Source organism: Klebsiella indica, from assembly GCF_005860775.1.
GTDB classification, from domain to species: domain Bacteria; phylum Pseudomonadota; class Gammaproteobacteria; order Enterobacterales; family Enterobacteriaceae; genus Klebsiella; species Klebsiella indica.
Genome location: NZ_VCHQ01000020.1, coordinates 16,459 through 30,978, shown reverse-complemented (window position 1 = coordinate 30,978; position 14,520 = coordinate 16,459). Strand labels below are relative to the sequence as shown.

General features: G+C 57.2%; 9 protein-coding genes and 1 pseudogene. 3 read left to right on the top strand and 7 right to left on the bottom strand.

The genetic code is table 11. The annotated features are described in order from the left end of the window. Positions 1–18: 18 nt before the first annotated feature. From cobS to dacD, 5 genes and pseudogenes are all read right to left on the bottom strand, one after another. Entirely contained in the window at positions 19–759 is a 741-nt protein-coding gene (gene cobS, locus FE839_RS15535; RefSeq protein WP_138361710.1) for an adenosylcobinamide-GDP ribazoletransferase, read from the bottom strand. A 101-nt stretch (positions 760–860) separates the two neighbouring features. After that, positions 861–1,037, bottom strand: a pseudogene (locus tag FE839_RS15530) (bifunctional adenosylcobinamide kinase/adenosylcobinamide-phosphate guanylyltransferase); the annotation flags it as partial. Positions 1,038–1,229: 192 nt separating this feature from the next. Beyond that, positions 1,230–1,565, bottom strand: a complete 336-nt coding sequence (locus FE839_RS15525; protein WP_138361708.1) for a DUF496 family protein — start codon at positions 1,563–1,565, stop codon at positions 1,230–1,232. A 247-nt stretch (positions 1,566–1,812) separates the two neighbouring features. Then, complete coding sequence (locus FE839_RS15520) at positions 1,813–2,871, bottom strand: FUSC family protein (RefSeq protein ID WP_138361707.1); 1,059 nt, start codon at positions 2,869–2,871, stop codon at positions 1,813–1,815. Between the two features lie 217 nt (positions 2,872–3,088). Next, entirely contained in the window at positions 3,089–4,255 is a 1,167-nt protein-coding gene (gene dacD, locus FE839_RS15515; protein ID WP_171034899.1) for a serine-type D-Ala-D-Ala carboxypeptidase DacD, read from the bottom strand. A 180-nt stretch (positions 4,256–4,435) separates the two neighbouring features. Here dacD and sbcB point away from each other — a divergent pair, with 180 nt between their 5' ends. Next, entirely contained in the window at positions 4,436–5,860 is a 1,425-nt protein-coding gene (sbcB, locus tag FE839_RS15510; protein ID WP_138361705.1) for an exodeoxyribonuclease I, read from the top strand. A 1,161-nt stretch (positions 5,861–7,021) separates the two neighbouring features. On the opposite strand, the gene fusA is transcribed toward sbcB, so the two are convergent. Continuing rightward, on the bottom strand, positions 7,022–9,124 hold the full coding sequence (fusA, locus tag FE839_RS15505) for an elongation factor G (RefSeq protein WP_138361704.1): 2,103 nt from the start codon (positions 9,122–9,124) through the stop codon (positions 7,022–7,024). Positions 9,125–9,361: 237 nt separating this feature from the next. Between fusA and FE839_RS15500 the strand changes: the two genes are divergently transcribed. Beyond that, positions 9,362–9,673 carry an ArsR/SmtB family transcription factor gene (locus FE839_RS15500; RefSeq protein WP_138361703.1) on the top strand — a complete coding sequence of 104 codons (312 nt, stop codon included), beginning with the start codon at positions 9,362–9,364 and terminating at the stop codon, positions 9,671–9,673. A gap of 41 nt (positions 9,674–9,714) precedes the next feature. Here the strand turns inward: FE839_RS15500 and nifJ are convergent, their stop codons facing one another. Beyond that, positions 9,715–13,230 (bottom strand): pyruvate:ferredoxin (flavodoxin) oxidoreductase, encoded by a 3,516-nt coding sequence (gene nifJ / locus FE839_RS15495; RefSeq protein ID WP_138361702.1) that lies wholly within the window; start codon positions 13,228–13,230, stop codon positions 9,715–9,717. Positions 13,231–13,633: 403 nt separating this feature from the next. On the opposite strand from nifJ, the gene nifH reads away from it, so the two are divergent. After that, positions 13,634–14,515: a nitrogenase iron protein gene (gene nifH, locus FE839_RS15490; RefSeq protein ID WP_138361701.1), complete on the top strand. Its 882-nt coding sequence runs from the start codon at positions 13,634–13,636 to the stop codon at positions 14,513–14,515. The last annotated feature ends 5 nt before the right edge of the window (positions 14,516–14,520 follow it).

Below are 14,520 nucleotides of genomic sequence, written 5' to 3'. Positions count from 1 at the left end.
TACTCTCTCCTGCCGCGCCTACAGCAGGGCCAGCAGAAATATCACTTCGCCCAGTTCAATCGCCGCGCCCAGGGTGTCGCCGGTTTGCCCTCCCAGGGTGCGCTTCAGCGCCATGCCCAGTCCCCAGACCAGCACCAGCGTGATCATTGCCGCCCGCAGACCGCTGACCCCAAGCAGCAGCGTCGCCAGTACCACAGCTATCCCCAGGGCGATCAGCGTCTGACGCAGCGTAATTTTGCCGATAAACAGATTACCCAGTCCCTCTTCCCGGGCATAACGCTGACGATACATCAGCGCCACCACCATGCCGCGCCCCACGGCGCAGGCGGACGCCAGCGCAAAAACCGCCGATGTACCACGCAGAGACACTTCGGCGATCGCCAGCACTTTCGCGACCAGTACAAAGATCAGCGCCAGGCCGCCGTGGGTACCTAATCGGCTATCGCGCATAATTTCCAGCATCCGTTCACGACGACGGGCAGAGAAAATGCCATCGCAGGTGTCCGCCAGGCCATCAAGATGGAAGCCGCCGGTCAGCAGCGCCAGCGTCAGCACGCCAAGCAGCGCGGCAAGCGGTCCGCCGCACCACGGCTGGAGCAGCATCGCCACTGCGCCGCTGATGGCCCCCAGCAGCAAGCCGACAAAGGGAAAAGTGACGATACTGCGCTGATATTGTTCGATCTCCAGCCCCTGGGATAAACGTGCCGGCACCGGTAATCGGCTGATAAACGATAATGCGACAAAAAAAGACTTAATCATTGAAAGAGGACCCCCGTCGATAAATTCCACGGTCAGCGGTTATTTATCACCGACCACAATCTGCGTTATCCGCGTTGCGGTTACGCGGAAAAATCTGCGCTGCGCTCTTCCAGACGCCAGTGGGCCAGACGGGTATCACGATGGTGCTGAATGCGGGCGGCGATTTGGTTATCGGAAATCCAGGACGTCGCGATATAGATCGCCGAGACAAAAGAATTGAGTAAAGATTCGGCATCACGGCGTTGGCCGCTACGCGCACCGCCGGTAATCAGTATCATCGCGGCGGGACCTGTTGCAGGAACAGCATAAGATAAACCCTTCCGATATCAATATGTTTACGGCGGGAGTATACCAAATTCCGGCGAAAAGGTTCAGCGCTTGAGGGCGGCTTTTGCCCGGGAGTGAAGAGAGGATGCCGCAGTGAAGGACGGGATTCCGGCAGCGAAAGCCGCCGGAGCGCTAATAACGGATTACTCGCCAGATTTCTCTTCTGCTTTGGCTTCCCCCATCACTTTCAGTTTTTTAGAGATGTCGCGACGTTCTTTGGAGATTTCAGCATTTTTGATGATGTAATCATCAACGCGATCTTCATAATCGCTCTTCATGCTGGCAATAATGCCCTGAATAGCTTCAACGCTCATGCCGGGCTTGATGTAGTCACTGAGGTTGTCCAGCAGCAGGACACGTTTTTGGTTATCACGGATCTTTTTCTCAACGTCCTGAATTTCACGCTGCAGTTTGTTCTTACGACGGTACAGACGAACAAACTCCAGTACGTCCTGAAAAGAAGGCTTAGTTGTTTCCATTTTTATACCCCTGATATTTGAGATTCGGATTCGTTAAAGCGGCTACCCTATAGGGCTAACATAACTGTTCGCAGCCGCTGATGACAATATTTTTTCCCTTGCGTTTATCATAACCCTAAATGCGGCTGAATCGAAGCAAGCGACAGGACAAATCACACACATCAGACAACCGACAACGTGTCATTTCGCGGCAATGGCAGCACAACGCACGTTGTCAGTAACCTGATATCTCTCTGATATCTCGTCTTTATTTACGCAATGCCCGACAAATCAAATGCGACAGCAGTTCGAGCTGACGCGCCAGCTCTATGGTTAACCAGACATAGCCGTGGATTGGCGTTTCGGAGAAATTCTCATCCTGCTGCTCTTTAATCAGCTGGCGCAGTTCAGCCACAATTTCATTCAGTTTTTCGTTGTTGGCGAGAATCGGCTGCGGGTTCCCTTCATACAGCGCGTGGGCGATGGTGAGCAACGTTTGCTGAGTCATTTGCTGAGTTTCGCGCAGCGTATGCGCATTAAGCATGACAAAATGGCCGGGACGAGAGGCCCAGTAAGCATTGATTTGCAATTCCAGCATGCATACCAGATTACGGCTGACGGTCTGAATCGCCTCGAAGATAGCTTTCTGAATGTGCGTTTCTTTACTGGCCGGGGTGATCAGACCGCGCATTTTCACCACATCATTGAGCACCTTTTGCAGATGCTTTTCCAGCCGCGGACGCTCAACAAGGTTTGGCGAAAATCCTGCCTGATACAGCCGGTTGAAAGCGGTGACGTAGCTGGCCATCTGGATGCGCCAGTGCAAAAACGCCCGCTGCGGCCAGATACCGGTAAACAGCATCGCCAGCAGAGAGCCGAAGATAACGTCGCCGCTTCGCCACAACGCGGTGGTCATATCTCCCGGCGGCGCACCCACCACCACCGCCAGCGTAATGCCAATCAGCAGCGCCTGGTAGGGCTTTTTGCCAAGGGCCAGCCAACCGCAGAGGAACATCGCCGCCGCGCACCATAGCAGCATGGCGGGCAGCGCGATAAGCTCCAGCTTCAGCGCCACCAGCCCGAGGGCCGAGCCGAGGATCGTGCCGCCAATACGCTGAAACGCACGCGGTACCACGTTACCCCAGAAAGAGATTGGCCCCATCACCACCACCAGAGTGATGAGAGGCCAGGTCCCTTCCGGTATGTTCAGCAGGCGCACCAGCATAAAGGTGAGCACAAAGGCCAGCGCTATTCGCACGCCATGAACGATGCGGTAATGGCGATACAGCCGAATTTCAAATGGCTTAAGTGATTTATCCGTGCGCACAACCCACTCCGACACAACGAAAAAACCAATTGTAACCGCTTTTTCACCGCAGGCATCACGCGAATGTAAGAAACCTTGTCGACAGAAGGGATAAATCTCTGCTTCACTGAATGCCGGACTGCGACAACCTTATGTAACCCAATGATAGCATTGACGGTCATCCCATAGCCGCCGGGCGAAATACGAGATGCCGCTCCGGAACGGAGCGGCAGGAGAGTTACAGCTTCTGATGCAGATAATCGCTGAAGCGTGAGAACACACTGCCCTTGCCAACGCTTTCCAGCGTCACCAGCGGCCAGTGGGCCACCTCTTTATCCCCATCGTAGAGCGAGATTTCGCCGACCCGCTGATGAGCGGCAATCGGCGCTTCCAGCTCTTTTTTATCCAGCACATATTTCGCTTTGATGCGCGGCACCTCCGACTTTGGCAACGCCAGCCAGAAGTCCTGATCGGTCCCCAGCTTAATCCGCTCTTTATCGCCATACCAGATGCGCTCAACGCCGACCTGTTTACCGTTTTGCAGCACCTGCACCGTGTCGAAGTTTTGCTGGCCCCAGTGCAACAGCTTCGCCGCCTGCTGTTCACGCCCTTTTGCGCTGTCGGCGCCCATGACTACCGCTATCAGCCGACGATGACCGTCCACCGCCGAAGCGATCAGATTAAATCCGGCCCCGGAGGTATGGCCGGTTTTCAGGCCATCGACGTTCATGGTTTTGTCCCACAGCAGCCCGTTGCGGTTCTGCTGAGTGATACCGTTCCACGTCAGGCTCTTCTGGCTGTACATATGGTACACCTCAGGTTCGCCGTGAATGATCGCCCGGGAAAGCACGGCCAGATCGTAGGCCGAGCTGTGCTGCCCCGGCGCATCCAGGCCGTGGACGGTTTCGAAATGGGTATCCTTCAGATGCAGTTTTTCCACGTAGTGATTCATTAGCGCGACAAACTGCGGCTGACCGCCCGCAACATAGTCCGCCAGCGCCACACAGGCGTCATTGCCGGAATCAACGATCAGCCCACGGCTTAAATCACGCACGCTGACCCGATCGCCCGGTTTAAGGAACATCAGCGAGGAGCCGTTAAATACCGGGTTACCTTGCGCCCAGGCATCTTTTCCTACGGTGACAATGTCATCAAACGTGATGCGGTGGCTATCGATGGCGCGATCCACCACGTAGCCGGTCATCAGTTTGGTCAGGCTGGCAGGATTGCGCTGTTGGTGCTCGTTACCGGCGGTCAGCACCTGACCGGTCGTATAATCCATCAGCACCCAGGACGCGGCCTGAATGGCGGGTGGCGCCAGGTTGACGGGAAAATCATTGGCGGCAAATGCGCAAGAAACGCTCGTAGCGAGCAAAGATACAGCAATAAACAAACGGCCTTTCAACAGCATATCCTCTAAATTGATAGATTCGCCGTCCTTTTTACGGAACTTCTCGTTTTATATCAGGGATTAATTGCAAGAAAATATGACACCGCAGACGCGCGGCAAAGCCGATGCCCTTCTGATGGCCCGGTAAATCGTTTACCATGATGGCTGCTTGCCACCAGGAATAACGAACAGATTATGCAAGATAGCGCCAACCAGCCCGGATTTTTGTTCCACGATTACGAAACCTTCGGCACCCACCCTGCACTCGACCGCCCGGCGCAGTTTGCTGCCATCCGCACCGATGAAGATCTCACTATCATCGGCGAACCAGAAGTCTTCTACTGTAAGCCTGCCGACGATTATCTGCCGCAGCCGCAGGCGGTGATGGTGACCGGGATTACTCCGCAGGAGGCCCTTGCCAAAGGCGACAACGAAGCCGCCTTTGCCCGCCGCATTCACGATCTGTTCACGGTGCCGAAAACCTGCGTTGTCGGCTACAACAACGTGCGCTTCGACGACGAAGTGACGCGTAATATTTTCTATCGTAATTTTTACGATCCTTACGCCTGGAGCTGGCAGCACGACAACTCGCGTTGGGATCTGCTGGACGTGATGCGCGCCTGCTATGCGCTGCGCCCGGAAGGGATTAACTGGCCGGAAAATGAAGAGGGCTTACCGAGCTTCCGTCTGGAGCATCTGACCGTCGCTAACGGCATTGAGCACAGTAACGCCCACGACGCCATGGCGGACGTTTACGCCACTATCGCGATGGCGAAACTGGTCAAAACCCGGCAGCCGCGTCTGTTTGACTATCTGTACGCCCATCGCAACAAACGTAAGCTGGCGACGCTGATTGACGTGCCGCAAATCAAACCGCTGGTGCATGTTTCCGGCATGTTCGGCGCAGCGCGCGGCAATACCAGCCTGGTGGCCCCGCTGGCGTGGCACCCGGATAACCGTAACGCGGTGATTATGGTCGATCTGGCGGGGGATATTGCGCCGCTGCTGGATCTGGACGCCGATACGTTGCGTGAACGGCTGTATACGCCAAAAAGCGATCTGGGCGAACTGGCGGCGGTGCCGATTAAGCTGGTGCACCTCAATAAATGCCCGGTGCTGGCGCAGCAAAATACCCTGCGTCCACAGGATGCCGATCGGTTAGGCATCAATATTCAGCGCTGCCTGGATAACGCGCAGCAGCTGCGGGCCAATCCGCAGGTACGCGAGAAAGTGGTGGCGATTTTTGCCGAAGCCGAGCCTTTTGTGCCGTCCGCTAACGTCGATGCGCAGTTATATAACGGCTTTTTCAGCGATGCCGATCGTGCGGCGATGAAAATCGTGCTTGAGACCGAGCCGCGTAATCTGCCGGCGCTGGATATTACCTTCGCCGATGCGCGCATTGAGCGACTGCTGTTCAACTATCGCGCGCGTAATTTCCCCGGCACTCTTGATGAAGCCGAGCAGCAGCGCTGGTTAGAACATCGCCGGGAGGTGTTTACACCGGAATTTCTACAGGCCTATGCCGATGAGCTGCAACTGCTGTATCAGCAGCACGCGGACGATAAAGAGAAGCTGGCGCAACTGAAGGCGCTGTGGCAGTACGCGCAGGATATCGTTTAATTTGCGAGATTTCCCTGGCCCCGGGCCTGCATTTATGGGTTTGTCGATCACGCCAGCCGCCACCTGGCAGGAATGCGGGCCCGGCCTGTTATCCCCCGGTGGCGCCTCATATTCCGGTTCCGTGGGCTGTTCCGTTCACCGTCAGTACGAGGATATATGTTATCTCCACAGCCGGTGAACGGCATTGCGCTGGAAACCTGCCGCTTCGCGGTCCGCTCCACTCCGGCTTCATCTGGCGGACCGGGCGGGACTCGTGATTACTCGTCCCATCCCTGGGACTCGCCCTTTCAGGGCCAGCGCAAGCGCTGTTCAAAATTGCTCCGGGCAATTTTGTCCTGTCTCGACACGCCCTCTGGCCGCCGTCCTGGCGGCCAGTCCTGGATGTGCGCCTGCGTTCCCGCCAGGTTTCCCTGATGCGCCCAACCCCCATGCGGTGAGCCCGCAGTAAACCTGGAACTGTCTGGCCGCTGAGGGTGATAAAACACAGAACCTCTCCTGAAAAAACGAACAGCGACGAATACCCTGCTGAAACCACAAAACTCGCAGCGATGCCCTGGTGCCCGCTGAAACCGGCGAACCGGAGACCCGAAGACAAGGGCTGGACGCCAGGGATGGCGGCCAGAGGCGAATCGAGACAGGCCGTCGAGTTGAGCCGACCGCAGGCTGAGGGCCGGGAGGTGAGCGCAGTGCGCAGCACCGGTTTCTTTGCGGGACCGCGGGGATTGTAAAGGGGGAGACGGTTTTCTCCCCCTTTACCCGTTCACGGGCGACGGTAGTTCATTTTCTGCGGGATTACGGTGAACGGAACCGGTGGCGCAGGGCTTATATTTATGGGGTTTGTAGGTCAGTGTAGGTCAGGTAAAACACCATCCGCCACCTGACAAAAATACGGGCATGGTAGCTAAAACCGGCCTCTCATCCCCCGGTGGCGCTGCGCTTACCGGGGCTACGGGTCCTCAGCCATCTGAAAGACGGGAGCCCGGTATTCATGAATTTGTAGGTCAGGTAAGGCGCCAGCCGCCACCTGACGAGAATGTGGCATGGTAGTCAAAACTGGCCTCTCATCCCCCGGTGGCGCTGCGCTTACCGGGGCTACGGGGCCTCAGCCGTCTGAAGGACGAGTAGCCCGGGTAAGGCGTAGCCGCCACCCGGGAACGTTATTTAGCCTTTCGCCCGGCTGGCGATAATCGCCTCCGCCACGTTACGCGGCGCTTCCGCATAATGATGGAATTCCATGCTATAGGTCGCCCGCCCCTGGGACATCGAACGCAGAGTGGTGGAATAGCCAAACATCTCGGCCAGCGGCACGTCGGCGCGGATAATCTGGCTACCGAAACGCGCCTCCATCCCCTGTACCATCCCCCGGCGGGAAGAGAGATCGCCCATGATATTCCCGGCGTACTCTTCCGGCGTTTCCACTTCCACATGCATCACCGGCTCAAGGATCACCGGGTCAGCTCTGCGCGCCCCCTCCTTGAAACCGAATATCGCCGCCATGCGAAAAGCCATTTCCGAAGAGTCGACCTCATGATACGAGCCAAAGGTCAGGGTCGCTTTGATATCCACCACCGGGTACCCCGCCAGCACGCCGCTGCCCATCGCTTCGCGCAGCCCTTTTTCCACGGAAGGAATGTACTCGCGCGGCACCACGCCGCCTTTCGTGGCATCTTCAAACACAAAGCCGCTCCCCGGCGCCAGCGGTTCAAGGGTCAGCACCACGTGACCATACTGCCCTTTCCCGCCGGACTGGCGAACAAACTTGCCTTCCACCTCTTTGACCGTTTTGCGGATCGTTTCGCGATAGGTCACCTGCGGACGGCCAATATTCGCGTCAACGGCAAACTCACGTTTCATCCGGTCAACGATAATCTCCAGATGCAACTCGCCCATCCCGGAAATAATCGTCTGACCAGACTCCTCGTCCGTGTGCAGACGAAACGACGGATCTTCCGCCGCCAGTCGTTGCAGGGCGATGCCCATTTTCTCCTGATCGGCTTTGGTCTTCGGTTCAATCGCCAGCGAAATCACCGGTTCCGGAAACGCCATCCGCTCCAGCGTGATGATCGCATCCGGGTCGCACAGCGTATCGCCGGTGGTGACATCCTTCAGGCCAACACAGGCGGCAATATCCCCGGCGTGCAGTTCATCCACCTCATGGCGATCGTTGGCCTGCATCAGCACGATCCTGCCGATGCGCTCTTTCTTCTCTTTCACCGGGTTCCACACCGCATCGCCTTTTTTCAGCGTACCGGAATAGACGCGGATAAAGGTCAGTTGCCCGACATAGGGGTCGGTCATCAGTTTAAAGGCCAGCGCCGAGAACGGTTCGTCATCGCCAGGATGACGTTCGGCGGGCCGCCCTTTCTCATCCACGCCCTGAATCGCCGGAATATCCAGCGGCGACGGCATCAGCTCAACCACCGCATCAAGCATCCGCTGTACGCCCTTATTTTTAAACGCGCTGCCGCACAGTACCGCCTGGATTTCGCCCTTCACGGTACGCTGACGCAGCCCGGCAACGATTTCCGCCTCGCTCAAATCGCCGGTTTCCAGATACTTATCCATCAGTTCATCGCTGGCTTCCGCGGCGGCGGAAACCATTTTTTCCCGCCACTGCCGGGCGGTATCCAGAAGCTCATCGGGCACCGGAACATAGCTGAAGGTCATCCCCTGGGTAGCGTCATCCCACAAAATGGCGCGCATCGTGATCAGATCCACCACGCCGGTGAAGTGATCTTCCGCGCCTACCGGAATAACAATCGGCACCGGATTCGCTTTCAGGCGATCTTTCATCATCTGCACCACGCGGAAAAAATCCGCGCCGGGACGGTCCATCTTGTTAACAAAGGCCAGCCGCGGGACGTGATATTTATTCGCCTGCCGCCAGACGGTTTCCGATTGCGGCTGTACGCCGCCGACGGAGTCGTAAACCATTACCGCGCCGTCGAGTACCCGCATGGAACGCTCCACTTCAATAGTGAAATCCACGTGCCCGGGGGTGTCGATAATATTAATGCGATGCGGCGCGAAGCGGCGGTCCATGCCGGGCCAGAAACAGCTTACCGCCGCGGAAGTAATGGTGATCCCACGCTCCTGCTCCTGCGCCATCCAGTCGGTGATTGCCGCGCCATCGTGTACTTCCCCCAGCTTGTGGCTCATCCCGGTGTAAAACAGGATACGCTCGGTGGTGGTGGTTTTACCGGCATCGATATGCGCGGAGATACCGATGTTGCGATAACGTTCGAGGGGGATGGGTCGGGGCATGATGCGTCCTTAGTCATTTTGACTGTCAGTTAGCGGCCGGATACGCCGCGATTTATTCAACCGCATCTATCATAGTACAATTGTACGAGTATATTCGAACTATTTTTGCTATCGTAACTATCGGTAAAGCTGCGACGACGCCCGTGGCGTTAGAACCGCAGTTTGAGTATATTACCGGCCAGCCGCCGATACGGGCCGCCGCTTGCAGAGCGGCGCAACCGCCGACACAGGAATATTATGATCGCCAATCACCCCGAACCTGAACAAATTCGCCTCGAAAATGTCCTTTTCGCCCTCGGTAATCCGCTCCGTCTGGAGATTATTCGCATCCTTGCCGACGGCAGCGAGCAGAGCTGTAACGCTCTGCGTCATGAGGATGTGGCCAAATCGACCATGACCCACCACTGGCGCGTACTGCGCGACAGCGGCGTGATCTGGCAACGGCCTCAGGGGCGGGAAAACTTGATTTCGCTGCGCCGGGAAGATTTAAACGCGCGTTTTCCCGGCCTGCTGGATACGCTGCTCAGGGTGATGCAGCAAGAAGAATAAACCGCTGGCGCAGCCTCTTGCCCGCCCGCCGTTGCCTCGCGCTACTCTTCGCCGGCCAGCCGCTGATACTGCCTGAAGCGGTCCCGGGCATCCTCTTCGGTTTTACTGAAAAGCGCATCCGCCAGTTGCGGCGTCGTTTTGTGCAAAGAGGCATAGCGCACTTCCCCCAGTAAAAAGTCGCGGAAGCTCTCTTCCGGCTCTTCGGAATCCAGCACGAACGGCGTTTTGCCTTCCGCTTCACGCTGCGGATGATAGCGCCACAGATGCCAGTAGCCTGCCTCAACCGCCCGCTTCGCCTCACGCTGGCTACAGCGCATCCCGGCTTTCAGGCCGTGGTTAATGCAGGCGGCGTAAGCAATCACCAGTGACGGCCCCGGCCAGGCTTCGGCTTCCGCGATAGCCCGCAGCGTTTGATCTTTATCAGCGCCCATGGCGACCTGCGCGACATAAACGTTGCCATAGCTCATCGCCATCATGCCGAGATCCTTTTTGCGCGTGCGTTTCCCCTGCGCGGCAAATTTAGCGATTGCCGCCACCGGGGTCGATTTCGACGACTGTCCGCCGGTATTAGAGTAAACCTCAGTATCAAACACCAGAATATTCACATCCTCGCCGCTCGCCAGCACGTGGTCGAGGCCGCCGAAGCCGATATCGTAGGCCCAGCCGTCGCCGCCGAAAATCCACTGTGAGCGGCGAATAAAATAGTCACGGTTCTGCCAGAGATGCTCCAGCAGCGGCTCCCCGGCTTTTTCCACCGCCAGCAGTTCACTTAGCCGATCCGCACGCTCGCGGCTCCCTTCGCCGTCATCCTGATGGGCCAGCCACTGCCGCATCGCGTCAATAAGTCTGTCGCTTAACGGCAACGACAGGGCGGCGGTCATGTCGTCGGCAATCTGTTTGCGCACCGCCTGCCCGCCCAGCATCATGCCGAGGCCAAATTCGGCGTTATCTTCAAACAGCGAATTCGCCCATGCAGGACCATGACCGCGATGGTTAGTGGTGTAAGGCATCGACGGCGCGCTGGCCCCCCAGATAGAAGAGCAGCCGGTGGCGTTAGCAACCATCATCCGGTCGCCAAACAGTTGGGTGATCAGGCGGGCGTAAGGGGTTTCCCCGCAGCCCGCGCAGGCGCCGGAAAACTCCAGCAGCGGCGTTTCAAACTGGCTGCCTTTAACCGTTGTTTTGCGAAACGGGTTACTTTTTGGCGCCAGCGACTGCGCGTAATCCCAAACCGACGCCATCTGGCGCTGGCTATCGAGAGATTGCATTTTTAGCGCCTTACCGCGCGAAGGACAGATATCCACGCAGTTGCCGCAGCCAGAACAGTCCAGAGGGGAAATCGCCAGGTGGTAGTGATACGCTTTCGCCCCCTGAGCGGGCTTACTTAACAGCGCTACCGGCGCGGCGTCCTGCTCTTCAGGACTGAGCAACGCCGGACGGATCGCCGCATGGGGGCAGATAAACGCGCACTGGTTACACTGCGTACAGCCGTCCGGTTGCCAGACCGGGACCTCCAGGGCAATGCCGCGCTTCTCCCAGGCCGCGGTGCCCGACGGGAAGGTGCCATCCTCCATACCGACAAACGCGCTCACCGGCAGTTGGTCGCCGCACTGGCGGTTCATCGGTTGCAGAATATCGCGAATGAAGTCCGGCATCATGGCGGACGCTTGCGCTTCAGGCTCTTCCAGAGTCGCCCAGTGCGGCGGAATCGTCACCTGATGCAGCGAAGCCATCCCCAGGTCGATCGCCCGCTGGTTCATCTCAATAACGCTCGCCCCTTTACTGCCGTAGCTTTTTTCCACCGCCTGTTTGAGATAGTCCGAGGCGGTTTGCGGGTCAATAATCGCCGCCAGCTTAAAGAACGCCGCCTGCATCAGCATATTAAACCGCCCGCCAAGACCGAGCTCACGGGCGATATCGACGGCATTAAGGGTGTAAAAGCGGATATTTTCCCGCGCCAGATAACGCCGGAAGCGGGCAGGCAAATGCTGCTCCAGCGCCGCATCGGACCAGTTGCAGTTCAGCAAAAAGGTTCCGCCCGGTTTCAACCCGTCCAGCAGCTCATAGCGTTCGACATAGGATTGTTGCGAGCAGGAGATAAAATCGGCCCGGTGAATCAGATAGGGCGAAGTTATGGGCCGGTCGCCGAAGCGCAGGTGTGAAACGGTGATGCCGCCGGATTTTTTCGAGTCATAGGAGAAATAAGCCTGCACGTAGAGAGGGGTCTTGTCGCCAATAATTTTAATGGCGCTTTTATTCGCGCCAACGGTGCCATCTGAGCCCATGCCCCAAAATTTACAGGCGGTGATCCCGGCATGCGATACCGCCATCGCGCCCTGATACGGCGGTAATGACGTAAAGGTGACATCATCGACAATACCCAGCGAAAAGCCATCTATCGGCAGCGGTTTGTTCAGGTTGTCAAACACCGCGGCAATATCGCCGGGCAGGACATCCTTGCCGCCCAGCCCGTAACGGCCACCGACAATCAGCGGCGCAGCGTCATGGTGATAAAATGCGTTTTTAACATCGAGACACAGCGGCTCGGCCTGGGCGCCAGGCTCTTTCGTGCGGTCCAGTACCGCAATCCGCTGCACGGTTTTTGGCAGTTGCGCAAAGAAGTGCGCCAGTGAAAAGGGGCGAAACAGATGCACGCTGAGTAACCCGACCTTCTCCCCTGCGCTATTCAGCGTATCCACCACTTCCTGAATGGTGTCGCAAACCGAACCCATGGCGATGATGACCCGTTCGGCATCCGGCGCGCCGGCGTAGTTAAACAGATGGTATTCCCGTCCGGTGAGGGCGCTAATTTGCGCCATCGTGTTTTCAACAAGCTCAGGAAGCGCCTGATAAAAACGGTTGCCCGCTTCCCGTTCCTGAAAATAGATATCCGGGTTTTGTGCGGTTCCGCGAATAACCGGATGATCCGGATGCAGCGCGTTACGCCGGAAACTGTCCAGCGCGGAGCGGTCGAGCAGCGTTGCCAGTTGCTCATATTCCAGCACCTCGATCTTTTGAATTTCATGCGAGGTACGAAAACCATCAAAAAAGTTAACAAACGGGATGCGCCCCTTAATCGCCGCCAGATGGGCGACCGCGGAGAGATCCATCACCTGCTGAACGTTGTTCTCCACCAGCATGGCGCAGCCGGTCTGACGAACCGCCATCACATCCTGGTGATCGCCAAAAATATTCAGCGAATTGGTGGCCAACGCCCGGGCGCTGACGTGAAAAACCCCCGGCAGCAGTTCACCGGCAATCTTGTACAGATTGGGGATCATCAGCAGCAGCCCTTGCGAAGCCGTGTAGGTCGTGGTGAGCGCCCCGGCCTGTAGCGCGCCGTGTACCGCGCCTGCCGCACCGGCCTCTGATTGCATCTCCATTAAGCGCACCGGCTGACCAAACAGGTTCTTTTTCCCCTGCGCCGCCCATTCGTCGACGTTTTCCGCCATCGGCGTAGAGGGAGTAATAGGATAGATCGCGGCAACATCGGTAAAGGCATAGGAAACCCAGGCCGCCGCGGCGTTGCCATCCATTGTTTTCATTTGTCCGGACATTGTTCAATCCTCGAAGGTGAGAGGCATCTTCGCCGCGTCGGAAAGCGGCAAACCCAGTGATGGCCTCAAGCACAGCCTGTGCCAGCTCGCGCATAACAAAATAGTTACTGTAAATTCAGCACGTTATTTAAATAACCGCCCGGTATTGCGCAGAGAGATTGCGCGGAATAAGACACAGCACGCGACAAGCTGTTGAACAGGCGACAAAGCGCCACAATCGGTCCGACGCGTGGAATTGTTCTGTTTCTCACATTTGGTCGCCTTATTGTGCCGTTTTGTTTTACCCCTGCCGCAGGGATTTTAAGACAATTTCATGTATATCAATGTGTTAATCAATCAGGCACGACTGGTATGTTCCCTGCACTTCTCTGCTGGCAAACACTCAACAACAGGAGAAGTCACCATGACCATGCGTCAATGCGCTATCTACGGTAAAGGCGGTATCGGCAAATCCACCACCACGCAGAACCTCGTCGCCGCGCTGGCGGAGCTGGGCAAGAAAGTGATGATCGTCGGCTGCGATCCCAAAGCGGATTCCACCCGCCTGATCCTGCACGCTAAAGCACAGAACACCATTATGGAGATGGCCGCCGAAGTGGGGTCGGTCGAGGATCTGGAGCTGGAAGATGTTCTGCAAATCGGCTACGGCAACGTGCGCTGCGCGGAATCCGGCGGTCCGGAGCCCGGCGTCGGCTGCGCGGGCCGCGGCGTTATCACGGCAATCAACTTCCTGGAAGAGGAAGGCGCCTACGAGGACGACCTCGATTTCGTCTTCTATGACGTGCTCGGCGACGTAGTCTGCGGCGGCTTCGCCATGCCGATCCGCGAAAACAAAGCCCAGGAGATCTACATCGTCTGTTCCGGCGAGATGATGGCGATGTACGCCGCCAACAATATCTCCAAGGGGATCGTCAAATACGCTAAATCCGGCAAGGTGCGCCTCGGCGGCCTGATCTGTAACTCGCGCCAGACCGACCGCGAAGACGAACTGATTATGGCCCTGGCGGAAAAACTCGGCACGCAAATGATTCATTTTGTGCCGCGCGACAACATCGTGCAGCGCGCGGAAATCCGCCGGATGACGGTTATCGAGTACGACCCGACATGTAATCAGGCCAATGAATACCGCACTCTGGCGCAAAAAATCGTCAACAACACCATGAAGGTGGTACCGACCCCCTGCACCATGGATGAACTGGAATCGCTGCTGATGGAATTCGGCATCATGGAAGAAGAAGACACCAGCATCATTGGTAAAACCGCCGCCGAAGAAAACGCGGCCTGATCACA

Bases quoted from the DNA above. Each gene is read 5' to 3' on its own strand.
- nifJ (WP_138361702.1), bottom strand. From the start codon at position 13,230: ATGTCCGGACAAATGAAAACAATGGATGGCAACGCCGCGGCGGCCTGG.
- fusA (WP_138361704.1), bottom strand. From the start codon at position 9,124: ATGCCCCGACCCATCCCCCTCGAACGTTATCGCAACATCGGTATCTCC.
- FE839_RS15500 (WP_138361703.1), top strand. From the start codon at position 9,362: ATGATCGCCAATCACCCCGAACCTGAACAAATTCGCCTCGAAAATGTC.
- sbcB (WP_138361705.1), top strand. From the start codon at position 4,436: ATGCAAGATAGCGCCAACCAGCCCGGATTTTTGTTCCACGATTACGAA.
- cobS (WP_138361710.1), bottom strand. From the start codon at position 759: ATGATTAAGTCTTTTTTTGTCGCATTATCGTTTATCAGCCGATTACCG.
- nifH (WP_138361701.1), top strand. From the start codon at position 13,634: ATGACCATGCGTCAATGCGCTATCTACGGTAAAGGCGGTATCGGCAAA.
- FE839_RS15525 (WP_138361708.1), bottom strand. From the start codon at position 1,565: ATGGAAACAACTAAGCCTTCTTTTCAGGACGTACTGGAGTTTGTTCGT.